Here is a 19,265-nt window from a genome sequence, read left to right as displayed (position 1 = left end):
GTCCCCTACCCCTCCCCCAGCGCCGCGTCGATCGCCTCCGCCGACATCGACTCGATCTCCAGGTGCAGGGCGGCGACCTGTTCGAGCCGGCCGGGTGCCGACTCCTCGGCGGTGAGCCGCTCGGCCATGCCGCCGACGGTGAGGCTCGCGAACAGGGAGCGGACGGACACCTCGGAGGTGTCCAGCGCCTCCCGCAGCCGGGCCACGATCACGGTGGCGAGCACGGAGTCGCCCCCGAGGGCGAAGAACCCGTCGTCCAGCCCGACCCGTGCCACCGCCAGGACGTCCGCCCAGATTCCCGCGACCACCGTCTCGAGCGCGGTCTCCGGCGCCCGATGCTCGCTCTGGGACTCCTCCCCCTCCCACAACTCCCTCACCGCACGCCGGTCGAGCTTGCCGTTGGACGTCAGCGGCAGCTCCCCGGCGACCGCGATCCGGGCCGGAACCATGTGGGGCGGCAGCAGCGTCCGTACCCACGTCCGGAGTTCGTCCTCCGTGACCCCTACGGCGGCGACGGCGGCCGTCAGTTGGACGCCCTGCCCCTGACCGGTCCCGGCGACGGCCCGGCGTACGGCGGGGTGCCCGGCGAGGGCCGCCTCCACCTCGCCCAGCTCGACCCGGAAGCCCCGCACCTTCACCTGGTGGTCGCGCCGGCCGAGGAACTCCAGACCGCCGTCGGGCCAGTACCGGGCGAGGTCACCGGTGCGGTACCAGCGCACGCCGTCCGCCTCGGTGAACCTCTCGGCCGTCCGCTGCGGATCGTTCCGGTAACCGAGCGCCACCCCGTCCCCGCCGATCCACAGCTCGCCCGGCACCCAGTCCGGGCAGTCCCGTCCGCGCGCGTCGACGACCCGGCAGCGCACGTTGCGCAGCGGGGTGCCGTACGGCACCGACCGCCAGTGGGCCGGTACCCGACCGTCGGTCACCTCGCATACGGTGGAGTGGATGGCGGTCTCGGTGGTGCCGCCGAGTCCGGTGAAGCGGCAGCCGGGCGCCCGTCGGGCGAGACGCCCGGGCAGGTCGGTGCCGACCCGGTCGCCACCGAGCAACACCACGCGCAGTCCGGTGAGTTCGCCGGGTCCGGTGGCGAGGAGCAGCATGTCGAGCAGCGGGGGCACACAGTTGATCAGCGTGACGTGATGGGTGCGGATGAGGTGCGCCCACTCCCCCGCCTCGCGGCGGTCGTCGTCGTCCACGAGCACGATCGAACCGCCGGCGCCGAGGAGCCCGAAGACGTCGTACACGGAAAGGTCGAACTCCAGCGCGGAGAGAGCCAGACAGCGGTCCGAACGTCCCACGGCATAACGGTCGTTGAGGTCGTCGATGGTGTTGACGGCCGCCCGGTGCGGAACCTCGACGCCCTTGGGCTCTCCGGTGGAGCCGGAGGTGAACAGGACGTAGGCGGGCTGTTCCTCGTCCACCCGCACCGGCGCCCCGAGGGGTGCGCCGAGGACGGCGTCCGCCACTGGCAGCGCGTCCTGGCCGTCGATCGGCCGGCCGTCGGTGAGGATCGTGCGGAATCCGGCGGTGGCCCGGATGCGGTCGCGGCGGGCGGGTGGCTGGTCGACGCCGAGGGGGACGTAGACGGCACCCGCGGCCAGGACGCCGAGGACGGCGGTGATCTGGTCCGGGCCCTTGGGGAGGCTGACGGCGACGGTGTCGCCGGGGCGGATGCCGCGCCCGACGAGAGCGGCGGCACAGCGCAGCGCACGGTCGGCCAACTCACCGTAGGTCAGGACCCCTTCGTCGCCCCAGAACAGGGCGGGGGCGTCGGGTCGCTCGGCTGCTCGGGCGAAGAACGCCTCGTGCAGGAGGCGGTGGCTGCGCGGGCCTGCGGTGGCGTTTGCGGCGGCGCGCACCCGGGTCTGGTCGGCCGGGAGCAGGGCGGGTACCGCTCGGTCCCAGACGGTGTCGTCGGTGCCGAGGCGGGTGATCAGGCCGTGGAAGGCGGCGAACATCGCGTCGACGAGCCCGGCCGGGAAGGCGTCCTCGCGGACGTCCCAGTTGACCAGCAGGCCCCCGTCGACCTCGGTGACCTGGGCGTCGAGCAGCACCTGAGGCCCCTGCGAGATGATCCACACGGGCTCGCCGAAGGTCCCGCGCACCCCGCTGTCGAACAGTTCGCCGAGGTTGAGCGCGCTGGTGAACACGACCGGCGCCAGGACCTGTTCGCCCCGGTCGCGGGAGAGGTCGCGCAGGACTTCCACGCCCGAGTAGTCGCAGTGGGCGGCGTCGGTGTGCATACGGTCCTGGAGTCGCCGGGCGTGTGCGGCGAACGGGGCGTCACCGGTTAGGTCGACGTCGAGGAGCACGGAGCTGGTGAAGTCGCCGACGAGCAGATCGACGTCGGGGTGCGAGCCGCGCCGGTCGAACATCGGGACGTTGAGCAGGAAGCGCGGCTGTCCGCTCCGGGCGGCGAGCACCTCCGAGAACGCGGTCGCGACCGCCATGGCGGGGGTCAGCCCGTGCTGGTGGGCGCGGGCGGTGAGCCGCAGCTTCTCCTGGGGCGGCAGCCAGTGGTGGCGCCGGGTCACCCGGGTGGGGTCGGCGCGTTCGGCCTCGGGGACGAGCGGCAGGTCGGGGGCGCTGGGCAGCTCGGGCACGCGCCGGCGCCACCACTCCTGCGCCCGGTCCCGGCTCAGCCGCCGTACATCGGCTCGTTCCACGAGGTAGTCGGGGTAACCGGTGCGGATCGGTGGCAGCGGCGCCCGCGGGTCCGCGTAGAGCTTGGCGAGGTCGGAGAGGAGGACGCGGTAGCTGAGCGCGTCGGCGGCGAGCATGTCGACGTCGACGTGCAGCCGGGTGCGTCCCTCGGGCAGCAGTGACAGCTGTACGGAGAAGACCTGGCCGTCCGCCACGTCCAGCCGGGCGTGCGAGGACGTGTCACGGAGTTCCTCCAGGCGTTCCGCCACCGTCTTCTCGTCGGCTTCCCGCAGGTCGTGGACGGTCGTGGCGGGGTGCGCGAGCGTGGGGAGGATCTCCTGGCGGCCGTCGTCGGTGAAGCGTGCGCGCAGCATGCCGTGGCGTGCCGCCAGGGCCCGTACGGCCTCCTCGAGGCGGCCGGGCCCGACGCCGGCGCCGTCGAACTCGACGTAGAGGTGCGCGGCGACGGAGCCGAGGGGGGTGTCCTCGCCGCGGCCGATCCAGTACGCGTGCTGCATGACGGCGAGGGGGAAGGGCGCGGAGTCCGGCGTGGGCGCGGGGGGCGGTGGCGGGGCCGGCTCCGCGCTGCCGGCGCGGTCGGCCAGCAGGGCACGCCAGGCGCGCAGGGTCGGCTCCTTGGCCAGTTCGGCGAAGCCGATCCGCACGCCCTGTCGCCGCCAGCCGCCGGCGATCCTCATGAGCGTGATCGAGTCCAGGCCCCAGGAGATGAGGCTGTCGTCCTCGCCCGGCCGCTCGTCGGGGTCGAACGTGTCCGTGACCGCACGGAGCAATGCGTCCGCGGTCGGTGGGTGTGATGTCACCGGTTCCTCCGCTCCCTCACTCGGAATCACTCAGAACTCGTCGAGGTCGTTCTCGAAGTCGTCGATGTCCTCCTGTGTCAGGTCCACCAGAGGAAGGTCCGACGGGGTGAGGCCCCTGAGCGTGTCCGGGGCGGCCCGGACGTGGCGGACGAGGCCGCGCAGGGCGCGCTCCCAGAGCTCCAGCAGCCCGTCCGCCTCGGCGGACGTCAGGAAGCCCTCGGGCCAGGCCGCGGAGACGTGCAGCCGGACGCCGTCCGCGTCCTGGACGGCGACGGCGTTGATCTCCAGCCCGAAGGGCGCGGCCCGTCCGGGGGCCGGCGGCACCCGCACCACGGGTGCCTCGGGGGCCGGCGCCCAGGGTTCCTCTCCGGCGGCCGACGCGGTGAACCGGCCCAGGTAGTTGAATCCGACCTGGGGTTGCGGAAGTTTCTCCAGCTCTGGCGCCGTGTCGGGGTTGAGGTGGCGCAGCAGACCGTGGCCGAGACCGTGGTCGGGGACGGCGCGCAGTTGTTCCTTGACGCGCTTCAGGGCGGCCCCGGCGGCCGGTCCGCCGGTCAGGGCCTCATCGGGATCGAGCGGGCCGGGGTCGACGGCGACGGGGTGGACGGTGGTGAACCAGCCGACGGTGGTGGACAGGTCGACCCCGTCGGCGAGTTGCTCCTCACGGCCGTGTCCCTCCAGGCCGACGAGCAGCGGGCCGGCTGCTCCCCGCCACAAGGTCGCCGCCAAGGCGAGCGCGGTGATCAGTACGTCGGGCACGGCGGCACCGTAGGCGGCGGGCACGGAGGTCAGCAGCGGTGCGGTGATGTCGTCGGGGAGGACGACGGTCCGCTCCCGGAGCTCGGCCGTCGGGTCGAAGACGCGGTCGAGGAGTGGGCCGCTTCGGGTCAGAGCCTCTTTCCACCAGGGAAGTTCGCCGAGGCGCTTGGGTGTCCGCGCGTTCTGGACGAGGAGTTCGCTCCAGCGGCGGAAGGAGGTGCCCGTGCGGCGCAGCCGCGGTGGTGTGCCGGAGGAGACCGCGTGCCAGGCCTCCGCGAGATCGGTGCCGAGGATCCGCCAGGACACCCCGTCGACGACCAAGTGGTGGGCTACGAGGAGGAGTCGGCGGGTCTCCGGTGACCATACGGCGTGGAGCATGCGGCCCGCCCGAGGATCGAGTCGCGCGAGGGCGGCGGCGAGATCCCCCGAACAGCTGACCAACGCCTCGGCCCGCACGGTGCCTTCGGCGGGGACGACGAGCCGCAGGTCTGCGCCGGGCGCCCCGGTGAGCCGGGCCCGCAGCATGTCGTGCCGGTCCAGGACCGCCTGGAGGACCGCGGTGAGCGCTTCGAGGGTGAGACCGGGCGGGGTCACCAGCAGCACGGCCTGGGCGAGGCCGTCGTAGGAGCCGTGCATGACGGGCGTGAGCTCCAGTTCGCCCACCGGGTCGTCGGTGGGGGCGACCGCGGCCGGCTCCGGCGCGGCCGCGAGCGCGGCCAGGCCTGCGGGAGTGGGTGACTGGAATACCTGCCGGGGGCTGAGGTTCAGGCCGGCCCGGCGGGCCAGGGTGACCAGGCGGATCGAGACGACGCTGTCGCCGCCGAGGGTGAAGAAGTTGTCGTCGACGCCGACGTCGGACAGGCCGAGGACGTCGGCGATGAGCCTGCACAGCAGCCGCTCACGCTCGTTCGCGGGCGGCCGGTTCCCCGCGCTCGTGGTGGTCGTGGGGGCGGGCAGGCCCGCCCGGTCGACCTTGCCCGAGGGCAGCAGCGGGAAGGCGTCCAGCACGGTGAGGGTGGCCGGGACCATGTGCTCGGGGAGCCGTCCGCGCAGCCAGTCGCGCAGGTCGGCCACGGCGTCCGGGGCGGCCAGGCAGTAGCCGGCGAGGCGTTTGACACCCGGGGTGTCCTCGCGGACGACGACCACGCCGCGCCGTACGGCCGGGTGCTGTTCGAGGATCGCTTCGATCTCCTCCAGCTCGACGCGCATGCCGCGGATCTTCACCTGGTTGTCGGCCCGGCCCAGGAACTCCAGGGTGCCGTCGCGGCGCCACCGGACCAGGTCGCCGGTGCGGTAGAGGCGCTCGCCGGGCGGGCCGAAGGGGTCGGCCACCCAGTGGTCGGCGGTGCGGCGGGGGTCGTTGACATAGCCGCGCCCCAGGTAGACGCCGCCGGCGTACAGCTCGCCGGGAACGCCGACGGGGGTGGGCCGGAGACGGTCGTCGAGGACGTGGAGGCGGGTGTTGGAGTTGGGGCGGCCGATGGAGACGGCGCTGCGGATGGCTCCGGTGCGGTAGACGACGTGGCTGACGCCGATGGTGGCCTCGGCGGGGCCGTAGCCGTGGTACATGACGGCGTCGCTCGCGGCGCGGAAGCGGGCGAACAGCTCGGGGGTGAGGACCTCGCCGCCGCACCACACGTGTGAGAGGGAGCGGGCCCGCGCGGCGAAGCCGTCGAGTTCCAGCAGCAGGTCGAGCATCGACGAGACCAGATAGGTGAAGGTCACCCGGTGGCGTTCGAGGGTGTCGAGGAGGTAGTCGACGTCCCGCTCGCCGCCGGGTTCGGCGATGACCACGCGGCCGCCGTGGACCAGCGGCAGGAAGATCTCGTTGATGGAGATGTCGAAGCCGAGGGGTGCCTTGAACAGGGCGGCGTCGCGGGGGCCGAAGCCGAGCAGGACGCGCTGCCACAGCAGCCGGTGCGCGATGGCCCGGTGCCGGATCATCGCGCCCTTGGGGACGCCGGTGGAGCCGGAGGTGTGGATGACGTAGGCGAGGCCCTCGGGGTCGACGGTGACCTCGGGCGCCTCGGCAACGGGTGTCGGGCCGCTGAGATCGACCTCGACCACGGGAGGGCCGTCCAGGTCCTCCGGCGTACGGCTCAGCACCGCCGTGAGGTCCGCGCCGCGGCACACCTCGGCGATCCGGCGGGCCGGCCAGGAGGGTTCGAGCGGCACGAACGCGCCGCCCGCCTTCAGCACGGCGAGCAGGCCCACGACCATCTCCACGGACCGTTCGAGATGGATGCCCACACAGCGCTCGGGCCCGACGCCGAGCTCCCGCAGGCGGTGGGCGAGGGCGTTGGCGCGGGCGTCGAGTTCCGCGTAGGTCAGGGACGGGCCGTCCGGGGTGCCGTACTCGACGGCGATCAGGTCCGGGGTGCGGGCGAGCTGTTCCTCGACCAGGGCGGTGAGGGTGGTGACGGGCATGGGCCGGGCGGTGTCGTTCCACTCGCCCAGGAGCAGGGTGCGTTCGTGGGGGGTGAGGACGTCGGCGGCGCCGATCGGGCGGTCCGGGTGGCGGGCGAGATCGGCGATCAGCCGGACGAGCCGTTCCGTCATGTCCCGCGCGCTCTCGCGGTCGTAGAGATCTTCGCTGTGGACGAGGGAGCCGGTGATCCCGCCCGTGTCGGCCTTCTCGAACAGGTGGAAGGCCAGGTCGGTCTTCGCGGTGTAGAAGTCTACGCGGCGATCGCTGAGCGTGAGCCCGGCGAACTCCCGTTGCTCGTCGGGAGCTTGCTGGTGGGCGAGCATCACCTGGACCAGGGGGTGGCGGCCCGTCGAGCGGGTCGGGGCGAGCGCGTCCACCAGCCGTTCGAACGGCAGGTCCTGGTGGGCGTAGGCCTCCAGGTCGGTCTCGCGGACCCTGCCGAGCAGCGCACGGAAGGTGGGGTCGCCGGATACGTCGGTCCGCAGGACGAGCGTGTTGACGAAGAGGCCGACGAGGTCGTCGAGGGCGGGGGCGCCGCGCCCGGCGACGGGGGCGCCCAGCGGGATGTCGTCCCCGGCGCCGAGCCGCGCGAGCAGCACGGCCACGGCGGCCTGGAGCGCCATGAAGACGGTGCCGCCGGTGTCGGCGGCGAGCTCCCGCAGGGCGCGGTGGGTCTCGGCGTCGACGGTGAAGTCCACGGCGCCCGCACGGTGGTCATGGACGGCGGGACGCTGCCGGTCGATGGGGAGCTGGAGTTCCTCCGGCAGATCGGCCAGTTGCCGCGTCCAGTACGCCAAGTCCCCCTCTTCGTCTCGCCGTTGCTGCCACAGGGTGTAGTCGGCGTACTGCACGGGGAGTGCGGGCCACTCGGGTCGCGTCCCCCGGAGCCGGGCGCTGTAGGCGGTCTCCAGGTCGGCCAGCAGCGGGCCGGCCGACCAGCCGTCGGTGGCGATGTGGTGGACGAGCAGCAGGAGGACGTGCTCGTCGGGGGCGAGGGCGTGGAGCGTGGCGCGTACGGGGATCTCGGTGTCCAGCGCGAAGCGGTGGGCGGCCCCTTCACGCATCCTGGCGTCGAGATCCTCGGGGCGGGTGGACACCTGCGCGAAGGGGACGGACGCCTCGGGCAGGACCTGCTGGTGAGGGGTGCCGTCCACGTCCGGGTACACCGTGCGCAGGGCCTCGTGGCGGGCCACCACGTCGTCGAGGGCGGTCCGCAGGGCGGCCGGGTCGAGGGGGCCCGTGAGGTGGTAGGCCGTGGGGATGTTGTAGCTGGGGTCGGGGCCCGCCATGCGGTGCAGGAACCAGAGTCCGGCCTGGGCGGAGGACAGGGGGAGGCGGTCGGGGCGGTCGTAGCGGCGCAGGGTGGCGTGGGCCGGTACGGCCGGTGTCTCCAGGAGCGGGGCGAGGCCGGCCGGCGTGGGCGTGTCGAACACGGCCCGCAGCGGGAGCTCCACGCCCAGCTCGGCGCGCACGCGGGCGACGAGGCGGGTCGCGAGGACAGAGTGGCCGCCGAGGGCGAAGAACGCGTCGTGCACGCCGACGGCCGGCAGACCGAGCAGGTCGGCGAAGAGCGCGCACAGTACCGCCTCCGAGTCGCTGCGCGGGCCGGTCGTGGTGGTCAGGGCGGCGAGGTCGGGGGCGGGCAGGGCGCGGCGGTCGAGTTTGCCGTTGGGAGTCAGCGGCAGCTCGTCCAGGAGCACCACGGCGGCGGGCAGGAGGTGGTCCGGCAGCGTCCGGGCGAGGTCCTCGCGCATCCGGAGGGGTTCCGGGCCGGCTCCGGGTCGCGGTACGGCGTACGCGATCAACTGCGGCTCGTCCGAGTTGTCTTGACGTACTGTCACCGCTGCCTGGGACACGCCGGGCAGTGCGGCCAGCGCCGCCTGCGTCTCGCCCGGTTCGACGCGGAAGCCTCGGATCTTCACCTGGTCGTCCAAGCGGCCGAGGAACTCCAGTGCTCCGTCGCTGTTCCAGCGCACGAGGTCGCCGGTGCGGTAGAGACGGGCGCCGGGCGGGCCGAAGGGGTCGGCGACGAAGCGGTCGGCGGTCAGGGCGGGGCGGCCGAGATAGCCACGGGCCAGTTGGGCCCCGCCCAGGTACAGCTCACCCGGGACGCCAGGCGGTACCGGGCGCAGTCGGGCGTCCAGGACGAGGGTGCGGGTGTTCCACACCGGGCGGCCGATCGGCACCGATCCGGCGGCCGAGCGGGTGCCCTCGGCGGCCGGCCAGGCGGTGACGTCCACGGCGGCCTCGGTGGGGCCGTAGAGGTTGTGCAGCGCGGTGCCCGGCAGCAGGTGCGTGCAGCGGTCGGCGAGTTCCGTGGGCAGGGCTTCGCCGCTGCAGACGATCCGGCGCAGGACGCCCCGGGCCTGGGCGGCGGCGGGGTCGTCCAGGAAGACCCGGAGCATGGAGGGCACGAAGTGGGCCGTGGTGACGCGTTGTTCGCGGATGAGATCGGCGAGGTGGCGGGGGTCGCGGTGGCCGCCGGGGCGGGCGAGGACCAGGGTGGCACCGCTGACGAGGGGCCAGAAGAACTCCCAGACGGAGACGTCGAAGCTCGTCGGCGTCTTCTGCAACACCCTGTCGTCCGGGGCCAGTCGGTAGGTCTCCTGCATCCACAGCAGCCGGTTGACGATCGCGGCGTGCGGGACGACGACCCCCTTGGGGCGGCCGGTGGAGCCGGAGGTGTGGATGACGTAGGCGGGATGCTCGGGGAGGAGGGGGATCAGACGGTCGGCGTCGGTGAGCTCGGCGTCCGGGGCGGCCGCGCTGCTCGGGTCGTCGAGGAACAGCAGCGGTACCCGGTCGGCGGGGAGCCGCGCGGAGGCCTCGGCGGAGGTCAGCACCACCTGCGGTGCCGCGTCCTCGAGGACGAACGCCAGGCGTTCGGCGGGGTATCCGGTGTCCAGCGGGACGTAGGCCGCGCCCGCCTTGAGGACCGCGAGCAGGGCGACCACCAGGTCGGTGCCACGGTCGAGGGCGACGCCCACGAGGCGTTCGGGGCCGACCCCCCGGGCGATCAGGAGACGGGCGAGGCGGTTGGCGCGGGCGTGGAGTGCGGCGTGGGTGAGACCGTGCGGGGCGTCCTCGGCGACGAGGGCGAGGGCGTTCGGGCTGCGGGGCGCGAGCAGGTCGACCAGGGTGGTCGTGGGAACGGGCCGGCCTGTGGCGTTCCACTCCTCGACGACCCGTCGCTTGTCGTCCTCCCCCATCAACGGCAGTGCGGAGACCGGTAGTTCGGGCTCGGCCAGCGCGGCGGCGAGCAGCGTCTCCAGTTGGCCCAGCAGACGGTCGACGGTGGCGGCGGCGAACAGGCCGCTGCGGTAGGTGGCCTCGATCCGCAGCTGTCCGCCGACGAGGAACGCCTCCAGGGAGAGGTCGAACTGGGTGGTGTCGTTGTGGACGGTCTCCCATGCGGCGCTCACGCCGGGCAGTTCGGGGCCCTGGAGTCCCTGGGTGAGGAAGAGCAGCATGACGTCGAAGTACACCGAGCGGCCGGGGTGGCGTTCCGGGCGCAGCAGCTCGACGAGCCGGTCGAACGGCATGTCCTGGTGGGCGTAGCCGTCGGTGCACGACCGGCGGACCCGTTCGAGGAGTTCGGCGAATCCCGGGTCTCCGGTGAGGTCGGCGCGCAGGGCGAGGGTGTTGCCGAAGTTGCCGACGAGCTGGTCGAGTCCGGCGAGGTCGCGGTTCATCACGGCCGAGCCGATGGGGATGTCGGTGGCGCCGGTGGTGCGGTGCAGGAGGGCGGCCAGGCCCGCGAGGAGGGCCATGAAGGGAGTGGCGCCCGCGTTCCGCGCACAGGTGGTGAGGCGGTCGGTCACCTCCGGCGCGAAGGTGCGGAAGCGGCGGCCGCCGTGCGCGGTGGGCCGGTCGGCGCGCGGGGCGTCGACCGGCAGGGTGAGCGGCCGGGGCGGCGGGGTGAGCGCGGTCCGCCAGTGGTCGAGGTCCGCCGCGAGCCGCTCGTCGGTCCAGGTGGCGCGCTGCCAGACGGCGTAGTCGGCGTACTGGACGGGCAGCGGGGCCGACTCGGGCGGCGTTCCCTCGGCGGCCGCGCGGTAGAGGACGGAGAGGTCGCGGGAGAGGACGTCGAACGTTCCGCCGTCCCAAGCGATGTGATGGACCGTCAGTACCAGCGTGTGGTCGTCCGAAGCGTGCCGGAGCAGCAGGGCCCGCAGGGGGTGCGCGGCGGCCAGGTCGAAGGGGGTCGCCGAGGCGGCCCTCGCCGACTCGGCGCTCTTCTCTTCCGGGAATCCCGCCAGGTCGACGCTCTCGAAGACCACCTCGGCCCTCGCGTCGATCACCTGCTCCGGAGTGCCGTCGTCACCGGCCGGGTAACGGGTCCGCAGCACCTCGTGCCGGTCGAGCAGGCCCTGCAGGGCCCTGTGCAGGGCTCGTGCGTCGAGCGGACCGCGCAACCGGATGGCCAGACAGACGTTGTACGCAGGGCTGTCCGGGTCGAGGCGCTGGAGCAACCACATCCGGGACTGGGCGTACGACAGCGGCAGCGGCCCCCGCTCCGGGGGACGGGGCGGGATGCGTTCGGAGCGGGCCGGGGTGTCGGCCAGGCCGGCCGACTCCAGTCGGCGGCGGAGCAGTTCGCGCCTGCGGGCCGCGAGATCAGCGGCCGGGCTCGTCCGCGTCACGGGGTACCGCCCTTCAGCAGGAGTTCCAGGGACGTGGTCCACAGGGCGGCCAGCCGTTCGATCTCCGGCTCCGCGAAGAGGCGTTCCGGCCAGCGCCAGCAGACCTTGAGGACCGGTCCGGCGGGGTCCTCCCCGTCGGTGATGCCCGCGTCGACGGCGAGGGGGTGGGCGGCGGGCATCCCGGGGTCGGCGCCGCTTCCCATGGCGCCTGTCTCGGGCGCACCGGTGAAGGCGTCGGATGCCCGTCGCTCGCTCAGCGTCAGCCGGCCCAGATAAGTGAACCCGATCTGCGGTTCCGGCAGTCCGGCGAGGTAGGCGGCGGTGTCGGGGTTGAGGTGGCGCAGCAGGCCGTATCCGATCCCCTTGTCGGGGAGTGCGGCCAGCTGGGCGCGGATCCGGGCCACCCCGTCGTCCGCGGGGGGCGCGCCCGCGTCGAGCCGGACCGGGAAGAGGCTGGTGAACCAGCCGAGGGTGCCGGACAGGTCGGCGCCGGGGAGAAGGTGCTCCTCGCGGCCGTGGCTCTCCAGGGCGATCAGGACGCGGGTGTCGTCGCCGGCTCGCGTGCCGTGGAGTTCGCGACGCCAGTCGGGGACGGCGAGGGCCAGCGCGGTGAGCAGCACGTCCTGCACCGACTCCCCGGGCAGAGCTGCCGTCACCTCCGGGCCGAGGACGCTCCAGTGGCCGCGGACCGTGGCGACGGTGTCCTTCGCGGGGTCCAGCGGTGCGGCTCCCAGTGGCGGCTCGGGGTGGTCCACGATCCGCTGCCACAGGGCGAGTTCGGCGGTCCGCTTCGGCGAGCGGGCCTCGGTGTGCAGGGCCCGCGCCCACTCCTTGAAGGAGGTCACCGGCGGCGGCTGCGGTCCGCCCTCCCAGGCGGCGGCCAGGTCGGCGACCAGGATGCCCCAGGAAACCGCGTCGGTGACCAGGTGATGCAGGACGACCAGCAGCCGCCCCTCACGTCCCGGCCCCGCGTCGAACCACAGGAACCGGGCCGGCTCCCCCGACGCGGGGTCGAGTTCGGTCATGAGATCGTCGAACGCCTCGGGTACGAGGGTGCCGATCGCTGTGTGGTCGAGCTGGGCGGCGTCGATCCGGCGTACGCGGTCGGCGGCGCGGGCCGTGCCGACGGGGGCGGCGCGCAGTCGCCACTCGCCGTCCTCGTGGGTGAGGGTGGCGCGCAGCATGTCGTGCCGGTCCAGGAGCGTCTGGACGATGCGGCGAAGCCCGTCGAGATCCATCGCGGCCGGGGTCCTGAGGAACCGGGCCTGGCTGAGGGCACGGAAGGGTCCGCCCCGGTGGACCAGGCGGCTCAGGGCGGGGGTGAGCGGGATGTCACCGGTCCCCGCGGCCGGGTCCGCCGCACGAGGCGCGGTCGCGGTGGCGCGCCGTGCCAGCCCGGCCACGGTCGGCTGTTCGAAGACATCGCGGGGGGAGAGCGCGAGCCCGTCCGCGCGGGCCCGGCCGGCCAGCCGCATGGACACGATGCTGTCGCCGCCGAGCGCGAAGAAGCTGTCGTGGACCCCGACCTCCTCCAGGCCGAGCACCCGGGCGAACAGGTCGGCGAGCTGGCGTTCGGTGGGGGTCGTGGGCGGCTGGGCGGCGGGCCCGTCCGGCCGGGCGGGGACGGGGAGGGCGGCGGTGTCCAGCTTGCCGTTCAGGGTGAGCGGGAAGCCGTCGACCGGGACGAACGCGGACGGCACCATGTAGTCGGGCAGGACGGCGGAGACGGCCCGGCGCAGCAGCTCGGCGGTGTCGGCGGCGGGCGGCGCCGAGGGGACCGTGACGACGTAGGCGACCAGGCGGCGCACGCCCGGAGCGTCTTCGCGGACCACGACCGCCGCGCGTTCGACGAGTGCGTGGTCGAGGAGCACGGCCTCGATCTCGCCGGGTTCGATCCGGTAGCCGCGGATCTTCACCTGGTCGTCGACCCGGCCGAGGCACTCGACCAGGCCGTCCTCGGTCCAGCGGGCGATGTCCCCCGTGCGGTACATACGGGCGCCCGGTTGCCCGGCGAAGGGGTCGGCGACGAAGCGGCTCGCGGTGGCGCCCGGGCGCCCGAGGTAGCCCCGGGCCAGGCCGGCGCCGGCGACGTACAGCTCGCCTTCGACGCCGACGGGGACCGGGTTGAGGTGTCCGTCGAGGATGAGCAGGCGGCCTCCCGCGACCGGCCGGCCGATCGCTGGCCGTTCGCTGAGCGCGAGGTCGCAGTCGGCCGAGTCGACGGTGCACTCGGTGGGTCCGTAGAGGTTGTGGACGGCGAGTCCGTCCGTCTCCCTCAGGGTGCGCCACAGGTCCGGCGGCACGGCCTCGCCGCCGACCCCCAGCACCTTGAGGTCGGCCCGCCAGCCCTCCCGGGTGACCAACTCCCCCACCAGGGACGGCGACAGCTCGATGAACTCGATGCGGTGCGCGGCGAGGAAGCCGCGCAGCGCGTCGGGATCGCGGCGGACGTCCTCGGGGACGAGGTGCAGTTCGTGCCCGGCGAACATCCACAGCATGGGCTGCCAGGAGGCGTCGAAGGCGGTGGGCCAGGCGTGCCCGATCCGCAGGGGCCGTCCGCCGGTGGCCGCCGTGGCGGGGGTGTGCAGGGCGGCGTTGTGGGCGGCGAAGAGGTTGACGATCGCCCGCTGCGGTACGACGACCGCTTTGGGGCGCCCGGTGGAACCCGAGGTGTAGATGACGTAGGCGGGGTGCTCGGGGAGCAGCGGGGCAAGGCGGTCGGCGTCGGTGAGGTCCGTGTCGGGGAAACGGTCGAGGAGGGCGGGGGTGTCGAGGAGTACGACGGGCACGTCGGTCGGCAGGTCGTTCCCGGTGACGGTCAGCAGCGCGACCGGGCGGGCGTCCGCCAGCATCCCGGCGGTCCGCTTCCTGGGCCAGGCGGGGTCCAGCGGCAGATAGGCGGCACCGGCCTTCTGCACGGCGAGGAGCGCGACGACGGCGTCCGGAGTCGGGGGCAGGCAGAGGGCGACGATCCGCTCCGGCCCCGCACCCGACTCGACGAGCAGCCGCGCCAGCCGATTGGCCCGGGAGGTGAGGTCGGCGAAGGTGAGCCGTCGCCCCCCGCCGACCACGGCGAGGGCGTCCGGGGTACCCGCCGCACGTTCCTCGAGTACCTCGGGCAGCGTCGCGTACGGCACCGGCGACCGCTCCCCCGCCCCGGCCGCGAGCAGCGCGTCCCGCTCCTTCGGCGCGAGGACGTCGAGGGAGGCCAGTGGGGCGTCGGGGTCGGCCGGCGCCGCACGGACGAGACGTTCGAAGCGTGCGGCCAGCTCCTCCACCTGCGTCCGCTCGTAGCAGTCGGGCCGGAACTCGAACACCACCGCGAGGCGTTGTCCGGTGAGGACGGCCAGGGTCAGCGGGTAGTGGGTGGCGCCGGAGCCCTGGACGCCGGTGATCCGCAGCCCCGAGGCAGCCTCCGCCTCCGCCACCGCCGCGCTGTCGATCGGGTAGTTCTCGAACACGACGAGAGTGTCGAAGAGGTCCCCGCGGGTCCCGGAGAGCCGTTGGATCTCGGTGAGCCCCAGGTGCTGATGTTCCAGCAACTCGGCCTGCCGGTCCTGGAGTCGGCGCAGGAAGGCGCTGACGGTCTCACCGGGCGGTACGGTCGCGCGGACCGGCACGGTGTTGATGAACAGGCCGATCATGTCCTCGACGCCGGTGAGTCCGGCGGGGCGGCCGGCCACGGTGGCGCCGAGGAGGACGTCGTCGCGGCCGGTGAGCCGGGACAGCAGCAGGGACCACAGGCCCTGGACGAGCGTGTTGACGGTGACGCCACAGGTGCGTGCCAGCCGGCCCACCTCGGCCGTCAGTTGCTCGGTCAGCCGCACGGTGTGCAGTTCCGGTGGCACCGGGACCACGCCGGCGGGCCTGGGGGACAGCAGGGTGGGGGTGGCTCCGGCCAGTGCCTCCCGCCAGGCGCGGGCAGCGGCGTCCCGGTCGCGGGAGGCGAGCCAGGCCAGGAAGTCGCGGTACGGCCGGACGCCGGGCAAAGGCGCGGTCCGGCCGGGGGCGAGGCGGGCGGCGTACAACTGGAGCAGTTCGCGGACGAGGAGCGGGATCGACCAGCCGTCGAGCAGGAGATGGTGGTTGGTGAGGATCAGCACCCAGCGGCTGTCGCCGTGGGAGACCAGGGTGAGGCGCAGGAGCGGGGGGTCGGTCAGGTCGAAGCGGGCCGTGGCGTCGGCCGCCGCGAGCCGGGCCACCTCGTCCTCGTCGGAGGCGACGGCCTCGCGCCAGGGCACGGGGACCTCCTTGAGCACCACCTGGACCGGCTCCTCCAGGTCCTCGTGGAGGAAGGCGCCGCGCAGGTTGGCGTGGCGGGCGAAGAGTTCCTCGGCGGCGGTGCGCAGCAGCGCGGGGCGCAGGGGGCCCTCGATCTCGACGAGGGTCTGCATGGTGTAGACGTCCTGGGCACCCTCGTCGAACAGGGCGTGGAACAGCAGGCCCTGCTGCAGCGGGGACAGCGGCAGGACGTCCTGGACCAGGGTGCCGTCGTCCGCCAAGCCGGCGGGCTCGTTGCTCATCGGGTCCTCCACCTCGCCTTGACGTTGTCGAGCTGCGACGGGCTGAGCGACACCAGCGGCGCGCCGGTCGCCGTGAAGTCCTCCGCGGCGGGGCCGTCGTCCGGGAGGGACGCGGCGAGGGCGGCGGGGGTGCGGTGGGTGAACACGTCCCGGGGCGAGAGGGTGAGCCCCGCCCGTCGGGCCCGGTCGGACAGCCGGACGGTGACGATGCTGTCCCCGCCGAGTTCGAAGAAGTCGTCGTGCACGCCGACCCGTTCCCGTTCGAGCACCTCGGCGAAGAGGGCGCACAGCTCCTTCTCGGGTTCGGTGCGCGGTGGCGCGTAGGTGTTCGCCCCGGAGTAGTCGGGGGCCGGGAGCGCGCGGCGGTCGAGCTTGCCGCTGGGTGTGAGGGGCAGGGCGTCCAGAACGACGACCGCGGAGGGGACGAGGTGGGCGGGCAGCCGCTCGGCGAGGGCACGGCGCAGGGCGGCTGGTTCCGCCACTGTGCCGTGTTCGGGCACCACGTACGCCACCAGCCGTTGTGGCGCCGAACCGTCCCGGCGGGCCGTCACCGCCGCCCGCGCCACTCCCGGCAGGGCCCGTACGGCCGTCTCGATCTCGCCCGGTTCGACGCGGAAGCCCCGGATCTTGACCTGGTCGTCGGCCCGGCCCAGGAACTCCACGGTGCCGTCGGCCCGCTGCCGGGCCAGGTCGCCGCTGCGGTAGAGGCGACTGCCGGGCGGGCCGTAGGGGTCGGCGACGAACCGTTCGGCGGTGCGGCCGGGCTGGTTCAGATAGCCGCGGGCCAGTCCGTCCCCGGCGAGGTACAGCTCACCGACCGCTCCCGTGGGCGCCGGGCGCAGATGGGCGTCCAGGACGTGGACACGGGTGTTGGCGATGGGCCGCCCCAGCGGGACCGGGCCCTCCGCACCGTCGTACAGGTGGGCGAGGCTGTCGCCGGCGGCCTCCGAACAGCCGTAGAGGTTGAGGAGTCGGGCCCCCGGCCGCCGTCGGGTGATCGCCTCGGCCAGGGGGCCGGGCAGGGGTTCGCCGCTGGAGATCCAGGTGCGGACGGTGGCGAAGGCGCCCGGCGGGGTCGACTCGACGAGGGTGGCGTAGAGGCTGGGGACGGCGGTGAGGGTGGTGGCCCGGGTGCGGGCGGCCAGGGCGGCGAGGGCGGTGGGATCGCCGGTCGCGTCGTCGTCGGCGAGGGCCACGGCGTCACCGGTGGCCAGAGCGCCGAGGAGTTCGGTGAGTCCGTCGATGAAGCTGAGGGGGCTCCTGGCGATACGGACTCCCGGCTCGTCGCCGACTGCCGACTCCCGCGCCCAGGCGAGCCGGTTGGCGAGGGCTCGCTGGGTGCCCACCACGCCCTTGGGGCGGCCGGTGGAGCCGGAGGTGAAGACGACGTAGGCGGGGTGGTCGGGCCTGAGGGGTGGGGCCCCGGGGCGCGTGCTGGCGGTCCGGTCCGGCGGGCACACCAGCTCCCGTGCGATACCGAACTGTTCACCGGTGGCCGGTGCGCAGACGACGAGTCGGGGTGCGGCCTCCTCCAGCATCAGTGCGATGCGTTCGCGGGGATAGGCCGGGTCGACGGGCAGGACGGCCGCCCCGGCCTTGCAGGTCGCGAGCAGGGCGGTCACCAGGTCCGTGCCACGGGGCAGGGCCACGGCGACCACGGACTCCGGGCCCGCGCCCCGTTCGGCCAGGGCTGCTGCCAATCGGTCGGCGCGGGAGTGGAGTTGGGCGTAGGTGAGGGTGGTCTCGCCGTGCAGTACGGCGATGGCCTGCGGGGTGCGGGCGGCCTGGTCCGCGAGGAGGGCCGGCACCGTGGGGTGCGGGAGGGGGCGGGCCGTGCCGCTCGCACGCTCACGCAGCGTGCGGTGTTCGTCGTCGGACAGGAGGTCCGGCGCGGAGACGGGGCGGGAGGGATCCTCGGTGAACGCCCTCAACAGGCTCAGGAGTTGCGCCGCGATCCGTTGCGCCGCCGGGCCGTCGAGAGCGGACGGCCGGTGGGCGAGCGTCAGGGTCAGCCGCGGGCCGGGGAGCGCGGTCAGGGTCAATGGGTAGTGCGTGGCGTCGTGGACGGAGACGCCGGTCATGCGCAGGGTGCCGTCGGAGCCGAGGGCGCGGGCGATGCCGTCGTCGTCGATGGGGTAGCTCTCGAAGACCAGCAGGGTGTCGAAGAGCGTGGGGTGCCCGGCGGCGCGCTGGATGTCGGCGAGGCCGAGGTGCTGGTGGCCAAGGAGCGCGGACCGCTCGGTCTGGACGCGGGCGAGCAGGTCGGCGAGGGGCTCGGCGGGGCGCAGCCGTACGCGCACGGGCAAGGTGTTGATGAACAGGCCGACCATCGTGTCGATGCCGGGCACGTCCGCGTCGCGGCCGGAGACGGTGGCGCCCAGGACCACGTCCTCTCGGCCGGTGAGCCGGCCGAGCAGGACCGCCCACAGGCCCTGAAGGACCGTGCTGACGGTCAGGCCGCGGGTGCGGGCGGTGGTGTTGAGTGCGGCGGTGTCCCGTGGGGTGAGGCGGAGGACGAGGCGTTCGGGCTGCCCGGCCGGTCGGCCGTCCGGACGGGGTACGAGAAGTGACGGCTCGTCGAGATCGGCCAGCACCGCCTGCCATGCCTGCCGGGCGGCATCCCGGTCCTGCCGGGCCAGCCAGGCCAGGTAGTCGCGGTAGGGGCGGACGCGGGGCAGGGCGGTGAGGTCGCCGTGCGTGGCGTACAGCCGGAAGAGTTCGCGGACCAGGACGGGGGCGGACCAGCCGTCCCAGAGCAGGTGATGGGAGGAGATCACCAGGCGGTGATCGCGCTCGGCGAGCCGGACCAGGCGGAACCGGAGCAGGGGCGGGCGGGCCAGGTCGAAGCGTTCGGACCGGTCCCGCCCGAGCAACTGCTCCAGTGCGGGCTCGCGTTCGTCCGGCGGCAGGGGGGTCAGGTCGGTGTCCTGCCAGGGTGTCCGCACCGCGCTCGCGACGACCTGGACCGGGCGGCCGGAGCGCTGCGTGCGGAAGGCGGCGCGCAGGTTGGCGTGGCGGGCGAGCAGCGCGCCGGCGGCGGTGCGCATCCGGTCCGCGTCCAGCGGTCCTTCGAGACGGAGGGACATCTGGCCGGTGTAGACGTCGGGGGCGTCGGCGTCGTACAGCGCGTGGAAGATCATGCCCTCCTGCGTGGGCGACAGGGGCAGGACGTCCTCCACGACCGGGCGGGGCGCCATCAGTCGCCGGCCCCGCGCATGGCCTCGGCCAGGCTGCGCGGGCGCATGTCCGTCCAGTGGCGCTCGATGTGCTCCAGACAGGCGGCCCTGCTGTCCGGGCCGTGGACGCTGGTCCAACCGCCCGGGACGGGGGTGAAGTCCGGCCAGAGGGAGTACTGGCCCTCGTCGTTGACCAGTACGCGGAATACGCCGTTCTCGTCGTCGAAGGGATTGGCCATGGCTCAGTTCCTCTCCTGGGGCGGCTGGGGGAA

5 protein-coding genes are annotated in these 19,265 nt (G+C 74.0%); all 5 read right to left on the bottom strand.

Annotated elements, in window-relative coordinates:
* Positions 1–5 precede the first annotated feature (5 nt).
* From ACIBVL_RS20880 to ACIBVL_RS20860, 5 genes are read right to left on the bottom strand one after another with little or no spacing between them, the layout of a single operon-like run.
* The gene (locus ACIBVL_RS20880; protein WP_399098699.1) at positions 6–3,464 is read right to left on the bottom strand and encodes an amino acid adenylation domain-containing protein; all 3,459 of its coding nucleotides are present in this window, start codon (positions 3,462–3,464) and stop codon (positions 6–8) included.
* A gap of 30 nt (positions 3,465–3,494) precedes the next feature.
* On the bottom strand, positions 3,495–11,294 hold the full coding sequence (locus tag ACIBVL_RS20875) for an amino acid adenylation domain-containing protein (protein WP_399098697.1): 7,800 nt from the start codon (positions 11,292–11,294) through the stop codon (positions 3,495–3,497).
* Complete coding sequence (locus tag ACIBVL_RS20870; RefSeq protein ID WP_399098696.1) at positions 11,291–15,817, bottom strand: amino acid adenylation domain-containing protein; 4,527 nt, start codon at positions 15,815–15,817, stop codon at positions 11,291–11,293. The genes ACIBVL_RS20875 and ACIBVL_RS20870 overlap by 4 nt, the downstream gene beginning before the upstream one ends.
* Positions 15,814–19,014, bottom strand: a complete 3,201-nt coding sequence (locus ACIBVL_RS20865; protein ID WP_399098695.1) for an amino acid adenylation domain-containing protein — start codon at positions 19,012–19,014, stop codon at positions 15,814–15,816. Before ACIBVL_RS20865 ends, ACIBVL_RS20870 begins: the two co-directional genes overlap by 4 nt.
* On the bottom strand, positions 19,014–19,232 hold the full coding sequence (locus tag ACIBVL_RS20860; protein WP_399098694.1) for an MbtH family protein: 219 nt from the start codon (positions 19,230–19,232) through the stop codon (positions 19,014–19,016). Before ACIBVL_RS20860 ends, ACIBVL_RS20865 begins: the two co-directional genes overlap by 1 nt.
* Positions 19,233–19,265 lie beyond the last annotated feature (33 nt).

Origin of the sequence: Streptomyces sp. NPDC049687 (assembly GCF_044465285.1) — a bacterium.
Classification (GTDB): Bacteria; Actinomycetota; Actinomycetes; order Streptomycetales; family Streptomycetaceae; genus Streptomyces.
This window is presented reverse-complemented; position numbering and strand designations above follow the sequence as displayed.